The sequence below is a fragment of the Enterococcus sp. DIV0660C genome, from assembly GCF_017316125.1.
Lineage (GTDB): Bacteria > Bacillota > Bacilli > Lactobacillales > Enterococcaceae > Enterococcus_B.
On sequence record NZ_JAFLWA010000003.1, the window covers coordinates 13,818 to 38,094 of the forward strand.

26 protein-coding genes, 1 tRNA gene and 1 pseudogene are annotated in these 24,277 nt (G+C 36.1%); 17 read left to right on the top strand and 11 right to left on the bottom strand.

The window, feature by feature from the left end; translation table 11 throughout:
- The first annotated feature begins 342 nt into the window (after positions 1–342).
- Both DOK81_RS00225 and DOK81_RS00230 read left to right on the top strand, forming a co-directional pair.
- Positions 343–522: a hypothetical protein gene (locus DOK81_RS00225; protein WP_206907037.1), complete on the top strand. Its 180-nt coding sequence runs from the start codon at positions 343–345 to the stop codon at positions 520–522.
- A gap of 16 nt (positions 523–538) precedes the next feature.
- The gene (locus DOK81_RS00230) at positions 539–916 is read left to right on the top strand and encodes a hypothetical protein (protein ID WP_206907039.1); all 378 of its coding nucleotides are present in this window, start codon (positions 539–541) and stop codon (positions 914–916) included.
- A 256-nt stretch (positions 917–1,172) separates the two neighbouring features.
- Here DOK81_RS00230 and DOK81_RS00235 read toward each other — a convergent pair whose 3' ends face one another.
- The 5 genes from DOK81_RS00235 to DOK81_RS00255 all read right to left on the bottom strand — a co-directional run bounded on the left by DOK81_RS00235 (position 1,173) and on the right by DOK81_RS00255 (position 4,671).
- A complete protein-coding gene (locus DOK81_RS00235) occupies positions 1,173–1,286 on the bottom strand; it encodes a putative holin-like toxin (RefSeq protein ID WP_206907200.1) in 114 nt (37 codons plus the stop codon).
- Between the two features lie 451 nt (positions 1,287–1,737).
- Positions 1,738–2,373, bottom strand: coding sequence for an ECF transporter S component (locus DOK81_RS00240; protein ID WP_206907041.1), 636 nt, complete (start codon positions 2,371–2,373; stop codon positions 1,738–1,740).
- Positions 2,374–2,386: 13 nt separating this feature from the next.
- Entirely contained in the window at positions 2,387–2,938 is a 552-nt protein-coding gene (coaC, locus tag DOK81_RS00245) for a phosphopantothenoylcysteine decarboxylase (protein WP_206907043.1), read from the bottom strand.
- Positions 2,939–3,685 carry a phosphopantothenate--cysteine ligase gene (locus tag DOK81_RS00250; RefSeq protein ID WP_206907045.1) on the bottom strand — a complete coding sequence of 249 codons (747 nt, stop codon included), beginning with the start codon at positions 3,683–3,685 and terminating at the stop codon, positions 2,939–2,941.
- Positions 3,685–4,671, bottom strand: a complete 987-nt coding sequence (locus tag DOK81_RS00255; protein ID WP_206907047.1) for an acryloyl-CoA reductase — start codon at positions 4,669–4,671, stop codon at positions 3,685–3,687. Before DOK81_RS00255 ends, DOK81_RS00250 begins: the two co-directional genes overlap by 1 nt.
- A gap of 272 nt (positions 4,672–4,943) precedes the next feature.
- Between DOK81_RS00255 and DOK81_RS00260 the strand changes: the two genes are divergently transcribed.
- The 6 genes and pseudogenes from DOK81_RS00260 to DOK81_RS00285 form a co-directional block, all read left to right on the top strand.
- A complete protein-coding gene (locus DOK81_RS00260; RefSeq protein ID WP_206907049.1) occupies positions 4,944–5,486 on the top strand; it encodes an XRE family transcriptional regulator in 543 nt (180 codons plus the stop codon).
- A gap of 17 nt (positions 5,487–5,503) precedes the next feature.
- Complete coding sequence (locus DOK81_RS00265; RefSeq protein ID WP_206907050.1) at positions 5,504–6,589, top strand: ABC transporter ATP-binding protein; 1,086 nt, start codon at positions 5,504–5,506, stop codon at positions 6,587–6,589.
- 12 nt (positions 6,590–6,601) lie between these two features.
- A complete protein-coding gene (locus tag DOK81_RS00270; protein WP_206907053.1) occupies positions 6,602–7,408 on the top strand; it encodes an ABC transporter permease in 807 nt (268 codons plus the stop codon).
- The gene (locus DOK81_RS00275; protein WP_206898708.1) at positions 7,408–8,235 is read left to right on the top strand and encodes an ABC transporter permease; all 828 of its coding nucleotides are present in this window, start codon (positions 7,408–7,410) and stop codon (positions 8,233–8,235) included. The genes DOK81_RS00270 and DOK81_RS00275 overlap by 1 nt, the downstream gene beginning before the upstream one ends.
- A complete protein-coding gene (locus DOK81_RS00280) occupies positions 8,232–9,305 on the top strand; it encodes an ABC transporter substrate-binding protein (protein WP_206907054.1) in 1,074 nt (357 codons plus the stop codon). Before DOK81_RS00275 ends, DOK81_RS00280 begins: the two co-directional genes overlap by 4 nt.
- Positions 9,306–9,413: 108 nt before the next feature.
- Positions 9,414–10,325 (top strand): annotated as a pseudogene (locus DOK81_RS00285) (ArgE/DapE family deacylase); the annotation flags it as partial.
- 692 nt (positions 10,326–11,017) lie between these two features.
- Here DOK81_RS00285 and DOK81_RS00290 read toward each other — a convergent pair.
- Together DOK81_RS00290 and DOK81_RS00295 are read right to left on the bottom strand one after the other, a co-directional pair.
- Complete coding sequence (locus tag DOK81_RS00290; protein WP_206907056.1) at positions 11,018–12,631, bottom strand: FAD-dependent oxidoreductase; 1,614 nt, start codon at positions 12,629–12,631, stop codon at positions 11,018–11,020.
- A gap of 332 nt (positions 12,632–12,963) precedes the next feature.
- The gene (locus DOK81_RS00295; RefSeq protein ID WP_206907058.1) at positions 12,964–14,898 is read right to left on the bottom strand and encodes an ABC-F family ATP-binding cassette domain-containing protein; all 1,935 of its coding nucleotides are present in this window, start codon (positions 14,896–14,898) and stop codon (positions 12,964–12,966) included.
- 223 nt (positions 14,899–15,121) lie between these two features.
- Between DOK81_RS00295 and DOK81_RS00300 the strand changes: the two genes are divergently transcribed.
- The gene (locus tag DOK81_RS00300) at positions 15,122–15,775 is read left to right on the top strand and encodes a redox-sensing transcriptional repressor Rex (protein WP_206907060.1); all 654 of its coding nucleotides are present in this window, start codon (positions 15,122–15,124) and stop codon (positions 15,773–15,775) included.
- A 106-nt stretch (positions 15,776–15,881) separates the two neighbouring features.
- On the opposite strand, the gene DOK81_RS00305 is transcribed toward DOK81_RS00300, so the two are convergent.
- A complete protein-coding gene (locus DOK81_RS00305) occupies positions 15,882–16,244 on the bottom strand; it encodes a thioredoxin family protein (RefSeq protein WP_206907062.1) in 363 nt (120 codons plus the stop codon).
- Positions 16,245–16,442: 198 nt separating this feature from the next.
- Between DOK81_RS00305 and DOK81_RS00310 the strand changes: the two genes are divergently transcribed.
- On the top strand, positions 16,443–17,399 hold the full coding sequence (locus DOK81_RS00310; protein ID WP_206907064.1) for a permease: 957 nt from the start codon (positions 16,443–16,445) through the stop codon (positions 17,397–17,399).
- Between the two features lie 11 nt (positions 17,400–17,410).
- Entirely contained in the window at positions 17,411–18,247 is an 837-nt protein-coding gene (locus tag DOK81_RS00315; RefSeq protein ID WP_206907066.1) for a TIGR03943 family protein, read from the top strand.
- Between the two features lie 305 nt (positions 18,248–18,552).
- On the opposite strand, the gene DOK81_RS00320 is transcribed toward DOK81_RS00315, so the two are convergent.
- Positions 18,553–19,038 carry a threonine/serine exporter family protein gene (locus DOK81_RS00320; protein ID WP_206907068.1) on the bottom strand — a complete coding sequence of 162 codons (486 nt, stop codon included), beginning with the start codon at positions 19,036–19,038 and terminating at the stop codon, positions 18,553–18,555.
- Between the two features lie 18 nt (positions 19,039–19,056).
- Positions 19,057–19,806, bottom strand: a complete 750-nt coding sequence (locus tag DOK81_RS00325) for a threonine/serine exporter family protein (protein WP_206907070.1) — start codon at positions 19,804–19,806, stop codon at positions 19,057–19,059.
- 123 nt (positions 19,807–19,929) lie between these two features.
- Here DOK81_RS00325 and DOK81_RS00330 point away from each other — a divergent pair.
- Together DOK81_RS00330 and DOK81_RS00335 are read left to right on the top strand one after the other, a co-directional pair.
- A tRNA-Gly gene (locus DOK81_RS00330) sits at positions 19,930–20,000 on the top strand.
- A gap of 136 nt (positions 20,001–20,136) precedes the next feature.
- Complete coding sequence (locus tag DOK81_RS00335) at positions 20,137–20,862, top strand: DNA/RNA non-specific endonuclease (RefSeq protein WP_206907071.1); 726 nt, start codon at positions 20,137–20,139, stop codon at positions 20,860–20,862.
- A 181-nt stretch (positions 20,863–21,043) separates the two neighbouring features.
- Here DOK81_RS00335 and DOK81_RS00340 read toward each other — a convergent pair whose 3' ends face one another.
- On the bottom strand, positions 21,044–21,511 hold the full coding sequence (locus tag DOK81_RS00340; protein ID WP_206907072.1) for a TspO/MBR family protein: 468 nt from the start codon (positions 21,509–21,511) through the stop codon (positions 21,044–21,046).
- A 261-nt stretch (positions 21,512–21,772) separates the two neighbouring features.
- Between DOK81_RS00340 and DOK81_RS00345 the strand changes: the two genes are divergently transcribed.
- The 4 genes from DOK81_RS00345 (at position 21,773) to DOK81_RS00360 (ending at position 23,856) form a co-directional block, all read left to right on the top strand.
- Positions 21,773–22,039 (top strand): IreB family regulatory phosphoprotein, encoded by a 267-nt coding sequence (locus tag DOK81_RS00345; RefSeq protein ID WP_067481587.1) that lies wholly within the window; start codon positions 21,773–21,775, stop codon positions 22,037–22,039.
- Positions 22,036–22,467, top strand: coding sequence for a Holliday junction resolvase RuvX (gene ruvX / locus DOK81_RS00350; RefSeq protein ID WP_206907073.1), 432 nt, complete (start codon positions 22,036–22,038; stop codon positions 22,465–22,467). The genes DOK81_RS00345 and ruvX overlap by 4 nt, the downstream gene beginning before the upstream one ends.
- 21 nt (positions 22,468–22,488) lie before the next feature.
- Complete coding sequence (locus DOK81_RS00355; RefSeq protein WP_067481590.1) at positions 22,489–22,800, top strand: DUF1292 domain-containing protein; 312 nt, start codon at positions 22,489–22,491, stop codon at positions 22,798–22,800.
- Between the two features lie 141 nt (positions 22,801–22,941).
- Positions 22,942–23,856: an N-acetylmuramoyl-L-alanine amidase gene (locus DOK81_RS00360; protein ID WP_206907074.1), complete on the top strand. Its 915-nt coding sequence runs from the start codon at positions 22,942–22,944 to the stop codon at positions 23,854–23,856.
- Positions 23,857–24,277: the final 421 nt, after the last annotated feature.

The following is a 24,277-nucleotide window of genomic DNA, read 5'->3' on the forward strand; positions in this document are numbered from 1 at the left end:
TCTTCCTTTCCGTTCAATTTCTTTCGAACTCATAGTAACACGAAGTTATTTAAATGTTCAGTGTTAACCCTTGGAAGGGAATGAAAAAGAAAGATAATATATCAAAGTAGAAAATGAGTTGAATAGTCTAAGAATATTAGTCAAGACTTAATTTAGAGCCAATAAACTAATAAACTGATATTTATATAAAGCCTAGCAAATTTTTAGTATCCTCTCTGCGTAATTTAATTCTTTCTGACTATGAAATATTACCTTATAATGTGAGTTATTAATTATAGAAGTAATAGCTGTATGCTATATATTTTTTGTAAACGTTTACAAAAAATATGGGGGAGTGTTAAAATGAAAAAAGTTAAACTAATTATTACGATGTTGTCTTGTATGTTGCTACTGAGTATATTAGCCCCAGGTACTTCTCAAGTTATCTATGCTTCAGAAAATGATGATAGTATAGAAACAAATAAAATGTTTCAACCAGAGAAGATAACCATACTTGATTCAATCACTTATAGTAAATTATGATGGTGCTGAAGTCAAAATGTGCTATGCAGTTCAAACTCTAGGTGATTATATAGTACCATTAGGTAATGGATGGTCAGAAAAATTTGTGAATGGTGGTATTAATGAGTACGCAACCACTAAGGCAGGTTTAGCAAACTTAAGAGATTATTTAGGCGGTGCCGCTGTAGGATTTGCTGTGAATGGGGCAGCCTATGGAGCGGTAATTGGTGGAGTTATGGGGGGTGTCGTCGGTGTTATTATTGGAGCTGGGATATTAAGTAATCGTTGTAATCAAGGACAGGCTGACATTAAAGCTATGATTAATAAAGGTAGAACAAAAGGTGGTATTCGACTGACGTTAACAGCAGAATTTCCCATTTGTAGCCTTGATTCACAAACACAATGTGCTATCTGATAATGTAATGATTATACGATAGCTGATAGGAGTTTACGTATATGTTTCCGATGAGAAATTTTCTGATCTTTTCGACCGTTTTTGTAGTAATATTGCTGTTTATAAAATACTATAAAAATAATCGAAGAAAATAGTTTTCGACTATTTGGAAAGTAACTATTAAAAATTAAATACATAATGAACAATAAAAAAATGGGAGTAAAGTTAATCATCTTTGCGTTTCACCGCTAAAGACGGTGGCAAAGACATTACGATATCAAAAAGAAATAGCAACAATCAGACCAATCAATGCGATGGTAAACATACCAAAGCCGAGAATGATTTGAATTGTTTCATAAGCGGACAAAAGGGTAGCGTCCAGTACGTATATTCACAAGCACTACCACGTTTCAAGAAGCAATCACCGTCATTCAACTTCACTGTCAAATTTGATTATAGCATAAGCCTTCCTAAACATAAGTAAATGTTTGGGAAGGCTTTCTTTTTTATTGCTTTCTTTTGTTTAATGAATGTGAGAAAAGCTAGACTAATCATTCAGGGAGATCGTTTTTGAAGCTAAATGCTTTGCACTACAACCTTTTTCTACGGTGTTCAAGAAGTAACTCCTTCCAAATAAGCCTAAATTACTCAAAAATTTGGGAAGCAATTTCTGGTAATTTTTTCTTATTTATTGGAGCTGGGCACTTCTTTCACAACCTTTTACACGGTGTTCCCCAAGCAACTTCTCGAAATAATTCATAACTGTCCAAAAATATGGCAAGCTATTTTTGTCAGTTGCTTATTATTTTTTCGAAGCTGAACGCTTGGAGCCACAACCTTTTTTACAATTCTTGCGTAGGATTTACCTTAATCAACTTAAGAAGAACACTTGCCACAGCTGCAGTTGCTAGTCCTGCAACAATTGCCTCAGGAATTCCACTAGTAAAGATCACAGCAAGAATCGCCGAGTAGACCGCATTTGCACTTGCACCAATTACCTGAGCATAATCTTGTTGGAATAAAAAATAAATCAAATTCATTACTAAAATCGTATTTGTAAGTGAGCCGACCAATCCTGCGATAAATAAGGAAACAGGAGAAGTATTTCTCTTAGAAAAGCGCTTGATACCTAAATAAACAAAGTAGGGAACGATACCAATCAAAATTCTTGGAATAAAAACCACCAGCAATGCTTTCCAACTACCTTGAGTGGTACCAATCACAGGAACTAAAGGAGAAAAAACAAAGGAAAGTGGGGTTTGGATAATGGTGCTACGGATTAAGCTGATGAAGCCGAAGACCCCACCAAGAAATGCACCTAATCTTGGCCCTAAAACGATTGATGCAATAATGACTGGAATATGCATCGTCGTTGCATTGATTGGACCAATCGGAATAAAACCGAGTGGTGTGACTGCTAGTAAGATAAGAATAGCTAAAAACATTGCGGTTAAAGTGAAATTTTTAGTGTTTTTCATCACTTTTCCTCCTCTACGTTGTTCGTTGATTCAAGTGTAACAGCACTTGATCAATAATTATTTGGACATCTGCCAATGCGCCTTTGCCAAAATCACCACAAGCTAGTAGGGATTCTCTTGGTTCGATTTCTTGATAACCAACAGATTTCAAAGTGGTTAAGTTTCGTTGGTTGATTGGATTTGTGTACATGTTCGTGTTCATAGCTGGTGCAATCAATTTGGGTGTTTTTTGAGGTAAAGCAAGTGCAACTGTAGAAAGTAAATCATCCGCAATTCCATTTGCTAGCTTTCCAATGATATTGGCTGTTGCCGGAGCAACTAAAAAGAGGTCAGCTTGTTTTGCTAATTCAATATGGTTGATTACTTTAGGATTAGCTTCTTGCATGACATCTGTGTGAATTGGACGTTTGGCTAAAGATTGTAAAGTTAACGGTGTAATGAAATGAGTGCTGCTTTCAGTCATGATGACTTCAACTTGATAACCTAACTTCGTCAATTGGTTGGTGATATCTGCACTTTTGTAGGCAGAGATACTTCCAGAAATACCAAGTAGAACAGTTTTCATTTAATCATCTCCTTTATTTTTTTGAACATTTGTAACAATCAGATCCGCAATTTCTTTTTTTGTAAATGCTTCAGTAACGGTTCCATCTGCTGCGAGTAAATACCCGTGATGGTGTTCTTGAGAAATTTCAGTTAAGTCATTAGCTAGAATGAAGTCAGTTTGATTTTTGACCAGACTTTGTTGCGCAATATTTAGTAAGTGTTCTTTTGAAACATCCACAAGTAACTTAAACCCAACAATACATGCAGTAGGTTGCCAGTTCCGCAAATAACTAATGATTTTGGGTGTTTTTTCTAAAACAATGACTAATTGATCTGTGTCAGAAGAAATTTTCTTGGCAGAGTTGTTGTCAGCTTGCTTTGTTTGGGTCAACCAGTTGTCAAAAGAAGTTTCAGTCACTTCATTTGTACCAAAACTTTCAATGAAATGCTCTTTTGACAAACTAATACTAGGGGTGAAATCACTGACAGCCATACTGTGAATGATGACGTCATATGTTTTTGTTTGTAAAAGTGTTTCTAGAGTTGTTAATAAATCATGTGTCGATTCAATCATATGCAAGTGAATCATGGCACTCGGCTTAGGTAACACACTGTTTTTGGTGGTGACATAGTCAATGATTGCTTCGGGGTTTTTCGAAAAAGCATCCGCGATTTGTTTACCTAGACGACCAGTTGAATGATTGATTATTGCACGTACTTGATCAATTTTTTCCGTGGTTCCACCAGCAGTTATCAAAATATTCATTATTCTTCACCTATATGAACTAAAGTTCTTCCTTGATGTGTTCCTGCCAACAATTGAGCAATTGTTTCTGGTAATTGGGCAAGCGAAATTTCTGTGACCAATAAGTCATCCGCAATTGCTAGTTCAGCCAATTGGTTCCAAATTTTTTCTCGTCGTTCATGAGGCACATTGACGGAGTCGATCCCAATCAACTGAATGTTTCGTAAAATAAAAGGTAAAACGGTTGTAGTGAATTCAATCCCACTGGCGTTGCCACACAACGCAGCAGCTCCATTATAAGAAATCAAAGGTAAAAGTTGACTCAATTGAGCGCCACCAACTGTGTCGATTACATAATCAACGGTTTGTTTTGCTAGTGGTTTTGGTTTTTCTGGTAAAAAAGAATCTGGTTGAACAACTTGAGTTGCACCTAATTTTTTTAGCCAAGATGCAGCAGCTGTTTTCCGAGAAAGACCAGTGATAGTTGTAAAACCTAATTTATGTAGTAAAGCGATTGCTACACTACCTACACCGCCTGAAGCACCTGTGACTAACACGTGATTCGTTGGCTTCATTCCTTGTTCTAACAACGCATTGACTGCAAGAGCCGCAGTCAATCCAGCTGTTCCTAAAATCATTGCTTGTCGTGTACTTAATTGTTCAGGTAACTTGACTAGCCATTCACTTGGAACCGCTTGATATTGACTGTATCCACCAGGATGATTAACGCCTAGTCCGTAGCCAGTAACTAAAACTTTTTCACCGGGTGAGAAGTGTTCAGTTGAACTTTTGATAACAGTTCCAGCTAAATCAATACCGGGTGTCATCGGGTAAGTCCGAATCACATTTCCAGATTCACTGCTAGCTAAAGCATCTTTATAGTTAACATCTGAGTAAGCAACTTTAACAAGCACTTCATTGTCTCTTAGATCAATGGGTTCTTGCTCAATAATTTTTGCTTGAAATGTTGGTTCCTTTGTTACTTGAAAAGATTTAAAAGTTTCCATAATAAAATGAAACCTCCCTCAAAATTTTCTTATATCATACCATAAACACATCATTTTTTTCGGAGTTCTTTCTCTAAGCTTTTATAAAAAATAGCGAATGCCTCCTGAAAATTTTTTTCTTTTCTCTAGACGTAAAATTCTTTTTTTTATCACACGTTTTTTTCTCAAAAAAATAAACTGAAAGGGTTGCGTTTTTTGTCAAAATTCGTATACTAATACAGGTGATTGTAAACTTTAAGTTTACTATTAGAAAACTTCCGTTGGAGGAAAAAATGGAAATTGGAGAAAAGTTACGAAATTTACGAATTCAAAAGAACTTGACACAAGAAGAACTTGGCGAACGGACAGATTTATCAAAAGGCTATATTTCTCAATTGGAAAGAGACTTGAGTTCGCCCTCAATGGAAACTTTTTTTTCCATACTCGAAGTCTTGGGTGTCTCACCAGAAGAATTTTTTCGCCAAGAGGCACCAAGCTTGCAGATCGTTTATTCAGCAGAAGACCATACGATTTATTTTGATGAAGAAAATGGGTATGAACTGGAATGGTTAGTTTCTGATTCAAATGAAAAAGAAATGGAACCTGTTCTCTTGACGTTTGAGTCAGTTGGTGAGTATAAGACATTTGAACCTTCTTTATCTGAAACGTTTATTTTTGTGTTAGAAGGGGAATTAGAGTTAATCTTAGGTGAGAAGAGTTATTTTGCGAAAGCTGGTCAGTCTGTTTATTATCAAGCGACGAAGCAACATCAGTTAAGAAATCACTTGACAACTAAGACGAAAGTATTGATTGTTGCGACAAAATCGTATTTATAAATTGGAGGTAGGAAGAAGTGGGGAAACCAATTATTGCGTTTGATCAAGTAGTGAAACGCTATGACGATGAAACGATTTTAAAAAAGGTTAGTTTTGAAATTGAACAAGGAAAATTTTATACATTATTAGGGCCTTCCGGATGTGGAAAAACAACGATTTTACGAATTATTGCTGGTTTTACGGAAGCGACTGAAGGGGATATTTATTTTGAAGGGAAACGACTAAACGATCTTCCTGCCAATAAACGTCAAGTAAATACCGTTTTTCAAGACTATGCATTATTTCCTCATATGAATGTATTTGATAATGTTGCTTTTGGCTTACAAATAAAAAAGATGCCTAAAGATGAAATTCGAAAAAAAGTGACTGACGCACTAAGAATGGTCCAACTTCCTGGCTACGAAACGAGAGAAATCAGTGAAATGTCTGGTGGACAAAGGCAGCGTGTCGCGATCGCACGCGCCATCGTTAATGAGCCCAAAGTCTTGTTACTCGATGAGCCATTGTCTGCTTTGGATTTAAAATTACGAACAGATATGCAATATGAATTACGCGAATTGCAACAGCGTTTAGGAATCACTTTTATTTTTGTGACACATGACCAAGAAGAAGCTTTGGCAATGAGTGATGAAATTTTTGTTATGAATAAAGGAAAAATTGTTCAAAGTGGTACACCAGTGGACATTTATGATGAACCAATCAATCATTTTGTTGCTGATTTTGTTGGAGAAAGTAATATTGTTGATGGTGTGATGATTGAGGACAACTTAGTTGAATTTGTTGGAAAACAATTTGAGTGTGTGGATGGTGGAATGCGTCCAAATGAACCGGTCGAAGTTGTTTTACGCCCAGAAGATTTGAATATTACGACACCTGACAAAGGAAAATTAGTTGTTACAGTAGATACTCAGCTATTTCGTGGCGTACACTATGAAATTATTTGTTTCGATGAACAGCACAATGAATGGATGGTTCACTCAACGAAGAAAGCCAAAGAAGGAAGTAAAGTAGGTCTTTCTTTTGAACCAGAAGATATCCACGTTATGCGTTTCAATGAATCAGAGGAAGACTTTGATGCACGACTAGAAAGCTATGAAGAGTAAGGAGGCTGTGTCATGAAAACAATGCGAAGAATTTATTCAGTCCCTTATATGCTTTGGTTAGGATTATTTGTAATTGCACCAGTTATTATGATTATTTATCAATCATTTTTTGACATGAATGGACACTTCACTTTAGCAAATTATGCTACGTACTTTACTTCAGGAACCTATCTTTGGATGACTTTCAACTCTGTTTGGTATGCGTTGTTGATTACAGTTTTTGCGTTGTTGATTAGTTATCCGACAGCTTATTTTTTGACTAAATTGAAACATAAGCAATTGTGGTTGATGCTGATTATTTTGCCCACATGGGTCAACTTATTGCTGAAAGCCTATGCGTTTATTGGGATTTTTAGCATCAATGGAAGCGTTAATCACTTTTTTGATTTCATGGGTATTGGAACTAAGCAAATCTTATTTACAGATGTGAGTTTCTTATTTGTTGCCACTTATATTGAGATTCCGTTTATGATCATGCCGATTTTTAACGCATTAGAAGAGTTGAATCCATCGTTAATTAGTGCAAGTCGAGATTTAGGAGCAAATAATCTAGAAACATTTCGTCGAGTGATTTTTCCTTTATCTTTAAACGGTGTGAAAAGTGGTGTCCAGGCAGTATTTATCCCTTCACTTTCTTTATTCATGTTGACGCGATTAATTGGAGGAAACCGTGTGATCACGTTGGGGACAGCAATTGAACAACACTTCTTGGTTACCCAGAATTGGGGAATGGGTTCGACGATTGGCGTTATTTTGATTATTGCGATGTTTGTGGTCATGCTTTTAACAGGTGAGAAGAAAAAAGGAGGGCGCTCTTAATGAAAAAATTCAAGTGGTCTTATGTTTATCTAGCCATTGTTTTTTTATTGTTGTATTTGCCAATCTTTTATTTGATTTTCTACTCCTTTAATGACGGCGGCTCTATGACAAGTTTCACTGGCTTTACTTGGGAAAATTACCAAGCAGTTTTTGAAGACACGCGTTTGATTATTATTGTGCTGAACACCTTCATGCTTGCCTTTTTGTCTGCACTATTGGCGACAATCATTGGGACTTTTGGAGCAATGGGAATCTATTACACGAAAAAAAGAAGATCACGGACAGCATTGTTGAGTATGAATAATATTTTATTGGTTTCACCAGATGTTATTATTGGTGCTAGTTTTTTGATCTTTTTCACTTTGCTTGGCTTTGGTTTAGGATTTCAAAGTGTGTTACTTTCACACATTGCTTTTAGTATCCCGATCGTTGTGTTGATGGTATTGCCAAAATTACAAGAAATGAACGATTCTATGGTGGATGCTGCTCGAGATTTAGGTGCCAATAATCTGCAGGTAGTGAAAAATATCATTTTACCTTTTCTTTCTCCTGGGATCATTGCAGGGTATTTCATGGCGTTTACTTATTCACTGGATGATTTTGCTGTGACGTTCTTTGTTACGGGTAACGGGTTCACTACCTTGTCAGTGGAGATTTATTCTCGTGCGCGTCAAGGAATTAGTTTGGAAATCAATGCGTTGAGTGCACTTGTTTTCTTGTTTTCAATGATTCTAGTAATTGGTTATTATTTTATTAGTAAAGAAAACAGTCCAAAAAGAGGCAAAAAAAATCGTCGCGTGCGTGAGGAGGTGGCAAAACTACAATGAAAAATTTGCAATCTTTATTTTTTGGCATCGTGATGATTATTGTTGTTTTGTTATTCGGCGTTCATCAATTGGAAAAATCAAGTGGTATGGCAAATGCTAAAATTTTAACGATTTACAATTGGGGTGACTATATTGATCCTAGTTTGTTGACTAAATTTGAAAAAGAATATGGCTATAAAGTCAACTACGAAACATTTGACTCAAACGAAGCAATGTTCACGAAAATCCAACAAGGTGGAACGAATTATGATATTGCGATTCCAAGTGAATACATGATTCAAAAAATGATAAAAGAAGATTTATTGCTGCCACTGGATCATTCCAAAATCACTGGATTAAATAATATCAACCCTCGATTTTTAGATTTGGCTTTTGATGAAGGAAACAAATACTCGATTCCTTATTTTTGGGGAACGTTAGGAATTGTTTACAACGATCGATTTTTAGATGCAAAACAAATGCAACACTGGGACGATTTATGGCAACCAAAAATAAAAGATAGCTTGATGTTGATTGATGGGGCCAGAGAAGTGATGGGGCTTTCTTTAAATAGTTTGGGCTATTCTTTGAATAGTAAAAATCTTTCAGAGCTAAATGAAGCTGCAGATAAATTGAATCAGTTAACACCAAATGTCAAAGCAATCGTAGCGGATGAAATCAAAATGTACATGATTAACGAAGAAGCATCAGTTGCGGTAACTTTCTCGGGAGAAGCAGCCGACATGATGTCAGAAAACGATCATTTACATTATGTTATTCCCACAGAAGGCTCAAATTTATGGTTTGATAACATTGTGATGCCAAAGACCGCAAAAAATACGGAAGGTGCCTACGATTTTATCAATTTTATGCTTAAACCAGAAAATGCAGCTCAAAATGCAGAGTATATTGGGTATTCGACGCCAAACGCTGCGGCTAAGAAACTATTACCAAAAGAAATTTCTGGTGATAAGCAATTCTATCCATCAGATGAAACGATTGCCCATCTGGAAGTCTATGAGGATCTTGGTCCTAAATATTTGAGCATCTATAATGATCTGTTTTTGGAATTCAAAATGTATCGCAAATGATGGCAAAACTCAGTAAAACTGGCGGAAACTCAAGGGTTAAAAACCTTTGTTGACGTGCTTTTAAAAGCTCAGTTTTCCAATTTTCTACCAAAAGCGTCTTTTTAGGCGCTTTTTTTACCTTCCCACAATAAAAGTGAGTTCTCACAGAAATCTTTTGAAGCGAAAATTGAAGGAAATCGTTTATATGATCGTGGATCAACAGACATGAAGAGTGGACTTGTAGCAATAGTTCTCGCGATGATTGATTTAAAAAAAACTGGAAAAACATTTAATGGCAAAATCAAATTATTGGCTACAGTGGGTGAAAAAGTAGGGGAACTAGGAAGTGAACAATTGACCAAAGCAGGATACGTAGACGACTTGGATGGATTGATCATTGGTGAACCAACCAACTACAATTTGATGTATACTCACGTGGGTTCAATCAACTACACTGTCGCATCATATGGTAAAGAGGCCCATAGTTCAATGCCACAAGAAGGATATAAGTTGAATGAATTCATGACGAAAGTCAATACAGAGATGAAACGTATGGCAGAGACAGTCGAAAATCCTGTTTTAGGTCGGACAATCCATAACGTAACAATTATCAATAGTGGAAATCAGGTAAACAGTATTCCAAGTTATGTACAGCTACAAGGAAATATACGCTCGATTCCAGAATTTTCAAATGATAAAGTCATTGAATTGTTGCAAAAAATCGTGGATGACTTGAACCAAGAAACTGAATTTAAACTTGAGTTAACAATTGATCTCAATAAAATTCCGGTAAAAGCAAATCCCGTATCTTCTTTGCTCCACAGTATCCAAAAACTATTTGAACAGCCATTCCCACTATTTGGTGCTGCTGGAACAACTGATGCAGCTGAGTTTCCCAAAGCAAAACAGCTATTTGATTTCGTTGTTTTTGGGCCTGGTGTACTAACTTTGCCACATCAAGTGAATGAGTATGTTGAACTTGATAATTATTTAGCGGTGATTGATAGCTATCAATCAATTATTTTGGATTATGTAGCCTAATATAATAATATACAGTACTTTTTTTTATAAGATATAAATTTCATAATAGCTTGCAATTAAGGCTCAAGACTGGTTAGTTAATGACTGACTAGTCTTTTTACGAATTTTAGTTAATCTTTTCTTGCAAAATAGAGTAAGCGAACTTTTTGACTCATATAGCAATCGAGAAATATGAAAAAGAAAGTAGAACAAACGATTAATTTAACACAATGGTCAGTTCAGTAAGGTCTCCATTTCTTAGTTATCTGAGGTTATCAAGCGAACTATTTTTGATTACGTAAATAAGATGTTTACTTTTTCTTAAACAAATCCAAAAAAAAGACAAGATTTCAATCATAATTTCTTCACAATTACGTTCTATTATAAATACATACCAACAAACAACCCTATACTTTTTCATTTTTACTCCTCAAGTAAAAATAACTCCTAAGACCGCGGCTACCCTCCGCGGTCGTTTTTTTTTAATCAAAAAAGAGAAGCATACGATATTTACCGCATGCTTCTCTTTTTAAATGCAGATTTTGAGTATCAGATTACTATCTAGCTGGAGCTGACAGCTTGGAGTCACACTCTTTCCCTCGGTGTCCCCAAAAAAACTCCTCCATATAGCTTGCATTTACTTCAAAAGATGAAGAACTATTTTTGTCAATTATTTATTATTTTGTCGGAACCCAACGTTCTACGGCACAACCTTATTCCTCAATCATAGTTGCCTTAATACCAAATCCTGCCAAAATTCGAGCAGAAGTATAGGTATTCAACCCTTTTCTAAAAGTAATAAAAACTTGTTTATCTTTAGGAATCTCATCTACTCGATCACGCAATTCATTCATCGGAATATTTTTGGTTGCCTCAATACTTCCCGACTTAGGCTTGTCTGCCTCTCGGATATCTAAAAAGAAACCGTTTTGTAATTCTTCTTTGGTTAATTCACTTGCTTTTATTGTTTTCACGGTATTGTTTAGCTGATTGATTGCAACGTAGCCAGCGATATTCAATGGATCTCTAGTAGTTGAATAAGGTGGAGAGTAAGGCAACTCAAGATCTGGTAAATCAAAGACAGTTAAGTTTCCAGTAATAGCAACAGATAATTCACCGATTCGTTTGTCTACACCATGTTCACCAACTGCTTGACCGCCCAAAATTTTTCCAGTTTCTTCTTCAAAAATTAGTTTGAGATTTAGTCGAGTAGCACCTGGATAGAAATTTGCATGGTCGAAAGGAGTGATAAAAATCGTTTTATAGTTAGTGATACCAGCTTCTTTTAATTGATGTTCCGTAAGACCAACATAACTTGCAGTATAGTCAAAGATTTTTGCTACACCGGCACCAATGTAACCGCGATACGTAAAAGGTGCACCATTGACGATATCTGCCAGTAGATGTCCTTGACGATTTGCAGCACTTGATAACATACTAGGTGTTGGTTGATGCGTAATTACACTGGTTGTTTCGATAATATCACCGATGGCAAAAATATCAGGAAGATTCGTTTTTAATTGGTTATCAACGATGATTTGACCACTTTTACTCATTGAAATACCAGCAGATTTAACAATTTCATTATTCGGTGCTACGCCTGTAGCAAATAAAATCATATCAGGATGTAGAAGAGCTCCGTCTGATAATTGAACTTCGTTTCCTTTTTGGCGAATGTCATTGATATGTGTATTTAAATGAACAGTTAAGCCTTGTTCAATTAATTTATCATAAACTAAATCAGCAATTTCATGATCGTAAGGAAAAGCAACTTGATCTAACTGATCGACTAAAGTAACTTCCATACCGCGATGTTTAAAGTTTTCAGCTAGTTCTAATCCCATGACTCCAGCACCTAAAACTAAAACATTTTTTGGATCATTTTTTTGAATGAAGGATTGGATTTTATCAGCATCCGTCACACTGCGCAAAACAAAACCATTTTCGGCTTGGTCTGCACCAGGAATTGGTGGTAAAGTTGGGCGGGCGCCCGCAGAAATAATTAGATAATCATAATTTGTTTGGCTGACATGATCAGTTGTTAAGTCATGAATAGTTAATTCTTTTTTATCGGGATCAATTTTTGTGACTTCATGCTTCGTAAACACATCAATATTATTTTTGATTTTTAAAATTTCAGGTGTTCGTTCAATCAATGAATCACGGTCATCGATCACTTGTCCGAGATAATAAGGAAGTGCACAACTAGCGTAGGAAATATGTTCACCTCGTTCATAAATCACAATTTCATGCTCTTCATTTAATCGGCGTAAGCGAGTCGCAAAGGAAGGACCACCAGCAACGCCGCCAATGACTACAAATTTCATAAAAACAACTCCTTTTCTAATTTGAATAGTACTATTTTATTTACAATCCAGCAAAGAATTGTGCCGGAGCAGAGGAAGGGATAAAAATGGATAAAAAGAAAAAAGCATGCGAAGCGAAAAAAGTCGCAACATGCTTTTTGGTAAGTAAATACTTGTTTTATTTTGTGTTGAAGATTTTGAATTTTTATATCAGATGAGTGTCGTGTATCATAACTTTTTAGTGTTCACCAAGCAGCTCCTTGAAATCATGTACAACTGTCTAAAAATATGAAAAGCTATTTTTGTCAGTTGCTCATTATTTTTTTCAGAGCTGATCGCTTGGAACCATCACCTTATTCATACTGTTCCAACTCAATACTCAAGTTTTCCCAAGCAACCAATTTTTCTTCTTGCTCAGCTCGCGCATGTTCCAATTGTTTGTTCAGATCGTTTAATTTTACATGATCGTCAAGAATCTCAGGATGGACCATTTCTCTTTCTAACTGTGCAATTGTTTCATCCAATTGCGCCATTTCTTCTTCGACTTGCGTAATTTTCCGACTTAAACTACGCATCAATTTTTGTTGTTCCTTACTTTGATAGTAATTTGATTTGCTAGTAGGTGTTTCAATGACTTCTGTTTGTTCTTCTTTTGCCAAAAGTTCTGCAATTTCTTCTTCTTCCTGTTTCTTTTCCAAATAATAATCATAATCTCCAAGGTACATCTTGCTACCATTTTCAGATAACTCAACCACCTTCGTTGCGATACGATTGATAAAGTAACGGTCATGAGAAACAAAAAGCAGGGTGCCATCGTAATCAATTAGCGCGTTTTCTAGCACTTCTTTGTTATCAATATCTAAGTGGTTTGTTGGCTCGTCCAGTATCAAAAAGTTTTCTTGGTTCATTGCTAGTTTGGCTAACGCAACCCGTGCTTTCTCGCCACCACTTAATAATGGAATCGTTTTTTCAACATCTTCGCCAGAAAACAAAAAGGCGCCCAATGCACTACGAATTTCTTTTTCCGGTAAAGTAGGATGTTCATCCCATAATTCTGCCAAAATTGTTTTATTTGTGTGTAAGTTTGCTTGACCTTGGTCATAATAGCCAATTGTTACGTTGGTTCCAAGGTGCTGAGTTCCTCGAATAAAAGGTAGCTGATGAATAATAGATTTAAGCAAAGTTGACTTGCCAATTCCATTTGGTCCAACGAGAGCAATTGCTTCTTGGCGTCGAATATCTAAATTGATTGGTGCTGATAATACCTCACCATCGTAGCCAATTGCAGCATCTTCTACTTGTAAGACAACATTTCCAGAAGGTTTTTCTGCATGGAAAAGGAAATGGGCTTGTTTTTCATCACCTAGAGGTCGGTCTAAGCGATCCATTTTTTCTAGCGCTTTCCGACGACTCTGAGCACGTTTGGTTGTTGATGCGCGCACAAGATTACGAGCAACGAAGTCTTCTAGTTTGTGAATTTCTGTCTGTTGTTTCTCATAAGCTTTCCAATCACTTGCAAGTTGTTCAGCTTTTAGGTCAAGATATTTGGAATAATTTCCTTTGTAATGACGCATTTTTTGACGACTAAGCTCATATACTTCAGTGACAACCTTATCAAGAAAATAACGGTCATGTGAGACAATCAGTAAAGCGCCAGTGTAACCTTGTAAATAATTTTCTAACCATGAAAGTGTCTCAATGTCTAGGTGGTTAGTAGGTTCATCAAGAATCAAGATGTCTGGATGCTGCAAAAGCATCCGAGCTAGTGCAAGACGTGTTCGTTGTCCACCAGATAAAGTATCGATTGTTTGATCGTAAAAAGAAGGATCAAATTTGAATCCATGTAAGACGGAACGAATTTCGTTTTCATAACCGTAGCCATTTTTATCGGAAAATTCGTGTTGTAATCGATCATATTCTTTTAAAAAAGAATCATAAGTAGGTGTTTCAGGGACTCCTTCACTGATTGCAACCTCTAATTCGCGCATGCGTTGTTCCATTTTGCGCACTTCTGCAAAAGCTTTTAGCATCTCATTCCAGACAGTTTCATTAGAAGACAGCCCAGTGTCTTGTGCTAGATAGCCGAGTGTGGCTGTCTTATTTTTGGTAATCGCACCTTCATCAGGAGCTTCTAGACCTGCGATTATTTTTAGTAGCGTTGATTTTCCAGCACCATTGCGACCAACTAAGGCAATTCGTGCGCCAGTGCTGATTTCTAAATGAATATTTTGAAACAAAACGTCCGCACCAAAATGGCGGGCGACTTGGTTGGCTTGTAATAAAATCATCGAATCCTCTTTTCTACTTTGTGAATTCTTCTAGGAATAAAAAGTAATTTTCAACTTGTAGTCTACCATAAATTCATTAAGACTGCGAGATTAGTGACAATGATAAAAAGATGAATAAAGAATAAAAATTCACAATATCCGAGCAATCAAATTGATTTTTTCCCATGGATACTGCTATGATGGGTAAATCAAAGAGAAATTAGAAACTCGTGGAGGTAAGCAAGTGAAAGATCATATAATTCCAAAGGCAACAGCGAAACGTTTGCCCTTATATTATCGTTATTTGAGAATTTTAAATAATGCTGGAAAGAAAAAAGTTTCTTCAACTGAATTAAGTGAGGCAGTCCAAGTCGACAGTGCAACGATTCGACGTGACTTTTCTTATTTTGGAGAACTAGGAAAACGTGGCTATGGGTATGATGTGGAAGATTTAATGCACTTCTTTGCTAAAACGCTAAATGATGATCAACTAACAAACGTTGCCTTGATTGGTGTCGGTAATCTAGGAAGCGCCTTGTTAAAATATAAATTTCATCAAAGTAACAGTATCCGTGTTAGCTGTGCTTTTGATGTCAATGAAGAAATCGTTGGAAGAATCGTTGACGGTATTCCCGTTTATCCGATGGATGATATGATGGAACAAATCAAGATCCAACAAATCGAAGTAGCTATTTTGACTATCCCTGCTTCAAAAGCACAAGAAGTAGTAAACCGTTTAACTGAAGCAGGAATCAAGGGAATTCTAAACTTTACCTCTGCGCGATTAAACGCGCCAGCGGATGTTTTGATTCAAAATGTGGATTTAACAAATGAATTACAGACATTGATTTATTTCCTACATTCAGATGCAACTTTAAACACAACGGATGAAGAATAATCTAAAAAATGTTTGTGTTAAAATAAAACATTTATCAATTTAAAACCGCCTAAAATCCATTTATATAAATGGATTTTAGGCGGTTTTTCTATTTGAGCTACGTTTGTCACTGACCCTTTTTTCTATTGAAAATTTCTGCATAGCTTGGTGTGGCATCAATCTGGACTAGCTGAGTTAAAAGGGATTCAATTTTTTTTAAGTCAATGAAACGTGCTTGACGAGCAACTTCTTTTCCTTTGTGGAAAATCAAAATCACTGGGGCCGTCAAAACTTCAAAAGTACTAGCCACTTCAGGAACCTCATGAGCATCTAGATGTAAGGCAGGAAGATCGAATGAGGACAGCAACTTCTGTAGACGTGGCTCAATTGCATGACAAACACTACAATGAGGCATGGAAAGAAAAAGAATAATCGTGTCTTCCGTGTCAATGCGGTGCAGCGCTTCTGATAGCTGAGTTGTTTTCTGCATTCAAGTGACCTCACTTCTCATTTTTATTTTCTGTGACTAAATGTAGTCGTGAACGAGTGAATTGTCAATCAAGTTGTTTTTACAAAAAAAGAAGCTAAAAGATAAGAGAATAGTAAAGTTTTTTTCTGAACTTGTAATTCTTTTAGGAAAAGCGTATATTATTTTGGCAAATGACGTTGAATGAGAAGGAGAGACAACATGTTTTCTTGGTTACCCAACTCGGTTTTGCAAATGAGCACGATTTTTTTATCAATCGTTATCGAAGCACTACCGTTTGTTTTATTAGGTTGCATCATTTCGGGAGCATTACAAGTTTTTTTAACGCCGGAACGTGTTCGACGTTGGCTTCCTAAAAATAAATTTTTATCCATTTTAGTTGGCTCTGGATTAGGATTCTTTTTTCCTTCGTGTGAGTGTGGTATTGTGCCGATCGTCCATCAGTTTGTAAAAAAAGATGTTCCAGTACCAACTGCTTTTGCTTTTATGTTGACTGCACCCATTATCAATCCAGTGGTGATTTTTTCAACTTATATCGCGTTTGGCAATTCTTGGAAAATGGCAGGCTGGCGAGTGCTAGGGGCTTTTTTGGTTGCCTTAGTAGTAGGTGTTTGGTTAGCTTATTTTCAAAAGGAATCTGTCTTGAAAGAAAAATTGATTCAAAACCACTTAAATGAACGACAAAAACATTCACATCACCACCATGAATTGCCGATTGAAGACAAGAAAATGGAAAAAATAAAATTTGCTAGCATACATCGACTGGGTCAACAAATATGGCATGTCTTGACTCATGCGATTGATGAGTTTTTTGATACAGGTCGCTATTTGATTATTGGTGGGCTGATTGCGGCAGCGATGCAAACGTATTTGCCAACGCGAGTGATGTTGACTTTAGGATCAACTAAAATTTTAGCAATTATCATCATGCTGTTACTCGCATTTACGATGTCGTTATGTTCTGAAGCAGATGCGTTTATTGGTTCTTCCTTATTAAGTTTGTTCGGAACAGCACCTGTTGTGGCGTTTTTAGTTTTTGGACCAATGGTGGATATCAAAAATCTGTTGATGATGAAGCGCTACTTTAAAAGTCAATTTATCTTCGCTTTGATTTGTGTCATTGCAGTGGTTGTTATAGGTTATACATTAATCATCTAGGAGGGAAAGCAATGATCCGTTTTTTAATTTTATCAGGTTATTTTGAACTGATGATGTATTTACAAGTTTCTGGAAAACTCGATCAGTATATCAATGTTCATTATCGGTATTTAGCAATCCTTTCGATGGTTTTATCTGCGGTGTTAGCATTGGTTCAGCTCTATTTATGGGGAAAAAATGATCCAAATGAAGCAACAGCTGAGCATCACGATCATGACCACGGATTGACAAAACCAAGTCAGCGTTTGATTGCTTATATACTACTAGCTTTACCAATCATAGTAGGAACATTGTTTCCAACAGTTAGCTTGGATACTACGATCGTTGAAGCAAAGGGATTTAATTTTCCTGTTAGTAAAGAATCAGTAGGCGATCCGGAAATGCAGACGCAATATTTGAAACCTGATACGAGTATTTATTTCAATCAGTCTGATTATCAAGAACAGATGAACGAATTAAAAGCAAAATATGGAGAACAACAAACGATTCAGATCACAGATGAAAATTATTTAGAGATCATGGAACTGATCTATAATTATCCAAGTGAATTTATTGGAAAAACAATTAGCTATGATGGTTTTGTTTATCAGACCCCAGATAAAGAAAAGCAAGATATTTTCTTGTTCCGTTTTGGTATCATCCATTGTGTAGCAGATTCAGGTGTTTTTGGATTATTGACGCAGATGCCCGAAGGAGTCGTTGTTAAAAACGATGAGTGGTATCATGTGGAAGGTATGATTCAGTCTGAATATTATCAACCATTTAAGCGAGATATTCCGACTGTACATGTGACGACTGCTAAGAAAGTGACTGCGCCAAAAAATCAATATGTGTATCGTTCTTTTTAGGAAGAGGAAAAGATTGTGGCTCCAAGCGTTAACTCCGACTAGATAGTGAGCAGACACTCAAAATAGCCCCTCATATTTTGTAGTGAATGTAGGCAATAAGAAAATTTTTCTAAAATAGTTTCCCTATATCTTAAAGCAGTGATGAAGGATGTGAAGATGTTACTTTTTGCATGTCGAAATAGACTATTATAGGACACAGTGTTCTATTCCACACAGCAAGTACGATTTCGCAAAAATCTCCCTATTCGTTACACAAATAGAATCACTAAAAAAAAGAAGTCGAGACGATTTTGTCCCGGCTTCTTTTATTTTTTTAATAGAAACTTTTTTTTGCGTTTATTGATCATAGAATCACGCTTTAATTTAAAGTTCCGAATATTATGATTAAACACCTCAGATAAAACTAGACCTAAGGCAATTGCACCAGCGATCATAATCGCTTGTACCGCATAAGTAATCGCTTCTTGATACGAACCAGTGACTAGATTTCGGACAGCTTGATAAGCTAATCCCCCAGGAACCAGTGGAACCATTCCAGGGATATTAAAAATGGTGACCGGCATCTTGAACTTTTTGGAAAAAACATCACTAATAAAGGCGACCCCTAATGAACCAAGCAAGGACCCAAATGCAGCGTTACCGCCAAAGGTAATCGTGACCCAGTAGATCATCCAGCCAAGTGCACCAGAAAAACCACACCAAATCAATGCACTGCGAGGTACATTTGTGATAATGGCAAATGCCGCCGTTGCTAAAAAACTAAAAGAAAATTGTATAAGTATCGTCCACATAGGCAGGCTCCTTTTCGATTAAAAAAGTTGAAAAATAAAAGCGATGGCAAAGCCAATCATAGTAGCTGTCATCATTGCTTCTGTTCCACGAGATACACCTGAAAGATAATGACCAGCTAGTAAATCGCGAATAGCATTGGTAATTTGAACCCCAGGCACTAACGGCATAACACATCCAATAATAATCAAATCTTGATTGATTCCGATGTTTAGTCGAACACTAAGAATGGCTGCTAGCCCAATAAATAAAGAAGAAAAAAATTCTGAAAGAAATTTTATCCTGAAAAATTTTAGGCTATATAAATAAATAGCATATCCTATACCGCCAATAAGGAATGCAGTGGGAAAATCAGCTAATTCGCCACCAAATAAAACCATAATAGTTGCACTGATTACAGCTGCACTAAAAATTTGTAGCCATACAGGGAAAAAGAAACGTTCTTTGTAAATGCTTTGTAAGGCGTCATAAAGTTCGGGTAATGTTAATTCTTTAGCTACATAGCGTCGTGACAAATCGTTGACTTTGACAACTTTTTCAAGATTGATGGAACGATTGGTGATTTGTTCCATTCGGATAGTTGAAGTTCGATCAATTCCAATAAATAATCCAGTTTGTGTGACATAACTAACTAGACGATAGTTGCCAGAAGCTAAAGCAATCCTGCTCATCGTATCTTCTACCCGGTACATTTCGGCGTTGCTTTCCATCATGATTTTACCTGCAAGTAAACAAGTATCAAGTAATAAATTCAATTCTTTTTCCGACATGCCATCTTCTCCAATGTTCATTTGTTGTTTTCATTTTACTACAAAAAACAGAAATGAAGTAAAAAAGCGGATGAAAAAAAACTTGAGCAATGGAAAAAAGAGGCGTATACTTTTTTTAGTAATGCGGGTGTAGTTTAGTGGTAAAATCCCAGCTTCCCAAGCTGATGTCGCGAGTTCGATTCTCGTCACCCGCTTAATACAGAGAACGTGCTTTTATAGTCGAGAAGACAGTAGAAGTACGTTTTTTTTTGATTGAAAATAAAAAGAGAGTTTCTAAAGAGGGGAACGTATGTTAAAGTTTAGAAGGTTTGTGAGAAAAGGAGTAGATAAATGAGTAAGAAAACCACTAAGACTATTATGGGTGTTGTGATCGCGATTTTAGCAGGTGTTTTTGGAATTTCGACAACGCAAAATGATTCGGATATTTTTCAACAAATTACTGCAATTTTCGATTCAGCGCCACAAGCGACAAGGTTAGCAGATGTTCCTGAATATGATGGAAAGCATCAGGAAATCGAAATCAATCATAATCAACCTGATTTTTCTCCATCAGATCTTAGTTTAAATAAAGGAGTCTGGGAAAAATACTCCGAGATAGATCATTTAAATCGAGTAGGTTCAGCAAATGCAATGTTAGGAAGAGAATTGTTTCCAACAGAAAAAAGAGAACCCCTTTATGTAAATCCAACTGGATGGAAACAAAAAAAGTTAACAGATGGACAATGGTTATACAATCGCAGTCACTTAATTGGCTTCCAGTTAACTGGTCAAAATAATAACATTAAAAATTTGATGACAGGAACGCGTTCATTAAACACGCCTTATATGTTGGCACATGAAAATGATATTGCTGCATACATCAAAGAAACAAATCACCATGTACGTTACCGAGTGACACCTTATTTTGAAGAGAATGAGCTAGTAGCGCGTGGTGTTCAATTAGAAGCACAAAGTATCGAAGATTCTAAATTGAAGTTCAATGTTTTTATTTATAACGTTCAGGACGGCTACACAATCAATTACCAAACAGGTCAAGCTGTTAAGAGTAAGAAATAAGCGAAAAGATGGTAAAGTGCGCAACTTTTTGGAGTAATCACCTGTGCTTTTTGATAGAGAAGTACGGAAATAATCAGCTCAAGAAACTTTGCTTTATTGAAGTCTGTTTTGCAATAATGGGTCACCAAAAAAGAGAGTGTGATGACAATTTTTTGTCGTCACACTCTCTTTTTCGAAAAAATTAATTTAAAATAGCCAATCCAAAAGAAAGATAGGTTGCATAAGCAATCCAAATCAAGTACGGAATGAAGCAGATAGCTGCGCCTTTAGATATACTACGAAATTCACGAATACTGAAAATAATTGTAAGTAATAGAAATAGACTAATAAATGAAGCAATCCAAAAGTATGATCCGCCGAAGAAAAGAATACCCCAAATAAAATTAAGTACCAATTGAACACCAAAAAGAACGTAAGCAAGTGTTTTCTTTTTCGCACTTTTGCTGTCAATCACTAGAAATAATGCTAGACCAATCAATGCATAAAGTACAGTCCAAATGATTCCAACTATATTTCCTGGTGGTGCCAAAAACGGCTTATCTAACTGAGCATAGATAGCGGGAATATCACCAGCAAAAAATCCTGATACAGATCCTATTAATTCTACACCAACGATACAAGCAAGCAATTTAAAAAATCTATTGAGCATATCGTCCCTCCTTTACTATTTGAAGTTTTCATGTACTTCATGTACTCTCTACTTATTAGTATAGTAAGAATGATTCGTAAAAGAAAAAAAGATGCTCAAGAAAAATAATCTAATGTTAGAAAAATCATGTGCTATTGATTCGGAAGATTTTCTAAAGCCAAGAGATTGGCAACTTACAAAATTTGTAAGTTTTGTCTTTTTCTAGTAAAATGAGTGTGGATAAGGTAGAATGAATACCTTGTGGGAAAGAGGTGTAGAATCATGGGTTTTACAGATGAAACCGTACGTTTTGATTTTGATGATAATCGCAAAAAAGAAGTCGGTGAAACATTAGCAATCGTTTATCGGGCTTTGGAAGAAAAGGGCTACAATCCTATTAACCAGATTGTCGGCTATTTACTTTCTGGAGACCCGGCCTACATTCCTCGTTATCGTGACGCACGAAACTTAATCAGACGTCATGAGCGCGATGAAATTATGGAAGTAATTGTTAAAGATTATCTTTCAAATCATGGAGTGAATTTATGAGAGTAATGGGCTTAGACGTTGGCTCAAAAACAGTTGGCATCGCAGTAAGCGATCCATTTGGTTGGACTGCCCAAGGTGTAGAAATTATTCGAATTGATGAGGCAGTTGGCGAATTTGGTTTTGATCGACTAAAAGAATTGGTCGCTGAATATGAAGTGGATCGATTTGTTGTAGGATTGCCCAAAAATATGAATAACTCAATTGGACCAAGAGCAGAAGCTTCCATGGCTTATGGAGAAAAAATCAAAGAACTATTTTCTTTACCGGTCGAATTTCAAGACGAACGACTAACAACAGTTCAAGCTGAACGCATGTTAGTAGAACAAGCAAATACGTCACGAGCAAAAAGAAAAAAAGTAATTGATAAATTAGCCGCAGTCATGATTTTACAAAACTATCTTGACGGTTCGGGTAAACAACTATTTTAGAAAACGAAAAGAGGAATTGATATGACAGAACATAATCATTCACATGATCATGACCATGAAGGACATGAGCACATCACATTGGTTGATGACCAAGGAAATGAAACACTTTACGAAATCTTATTGACAGTTGATGGACAAGAAGAATTCGGTCGTAACTACGTACTATTATACCCAGCTGGAGCTTCTGAAGATGAAGACGTTGAGTTACAAGCTTATGCTTACATCGAAAACGAAGATGGTACAGAAGGCGAATTGCAACAAATCGAAACAGACGCTGAGTGGGATATGATTGAAGAAGTATTCAATACATTCATGGCTGAAGAAGAAGAGTAACCCAAAAAGATGTTCCTAATTAGGAACATCTTTTTATTTTGCAAAAAATCAAAAGAATTTTGTTAGCACATGATCAATTGAATATTTAAGTTCCCTTTAAGCTTCACTTCTTACACTGTCTGTAACGAGGTGAGTGAGAAGATGAAAAAAATATGTAGCTTGTTTTTAGTAATGGGTGTCTTGTTCTTTGCTGCTAAATCTTTGGGAATATTTGAACAAAAAACAACAGCTGAACAAACAGGAAGCACTCAAACAACTGAAACGAAAGCAACCAGTACCACAACAAGTAATCGTGAAACATTCAAGCAAATCAAAATTGGAAAAGAAGATAGCATCGTCTATGCAGATGAAAGATTAACTACTGAACTTACAACAGTTAATGGAGGCGAATTAACAGAATATCTTTCAGAAACAGATGACTGTTATCAAATAAAAACAAACGCTGGGACAACTGGATATTTAGCAAAAACGGCTGGAACAGTACTTGTACAAGAAATACAAAACCAGCCAACCAGTTTGTCTGAAGCAGTGATTGTTCTTGATCCAGGACATGGTGGTGATGATGTCGGCGCATTGAGTAATGACGAACGAGTCGAAGAAAAGACGATTACGTTAAGTACAGCCAAAAAAGTAAAAGCAGCTTTAGAGGCAGAAGGAGCAACCGTTTATTTGACACACGAGACAGATGAGTTCATTCAACTTGGTGAAATCTGTACATTCAGCGAAGAAAAATCAGCGGATGTCTTTATTAGCTTACACGCTGATTCAACAGAAATTGCTAATGAAGCTACAGGAATCACTACTTATTACTATTACGAGAAAAATGAGGAGCTAGCACAAACGATTGCTGATGGTTTTTCTGACTTGTCCTTGAATTCCCGTGGAATCGCCTATGGCAATTATCAAGTCTTACGTGAAAACCTTCAACCAGCGATCTTGGTGGAGATGGGGTATATGAATAATGATTCTGACTTGGCTGAACTAGTAACGGATGATTACCAAGAAAAATTTGCAGAAAGTTTGACAAACTCATTACTTACTTATTTTAGTGAGTAACATTTGTCCGTAAAAAAAGAATATAAATTGATTCGTCGTGTGTTTCATTCAGACTGTAGACAAAGACTTCAGATATCTTCGTTCAAAAAAGATATCTGAAACCTTTGTCTTTTTTTCATAAAAATCAACAGGAGTACACATTCATTATAGGATTTCATTCAGATCTATTGTGAGAAAAATAAGTATCGTATGCCCTGATTTTTCCATTTTTGATATGAGATATATTGACTGATGTTTTTTTATATCTGTCAAAAGTCGTTTAATCGTTTCTTCAATTTTTGTATATCCCTAGACAAAAATTGTGCCTTGGAGAAATCTAAAAGTATTGTTATTCTTTTTATATGTTATCTATTTCTAAATTGCTTTACAGAATTTGTCATTCACATAAAAGATGATACTTCATCATTGTTCTACGCAATCA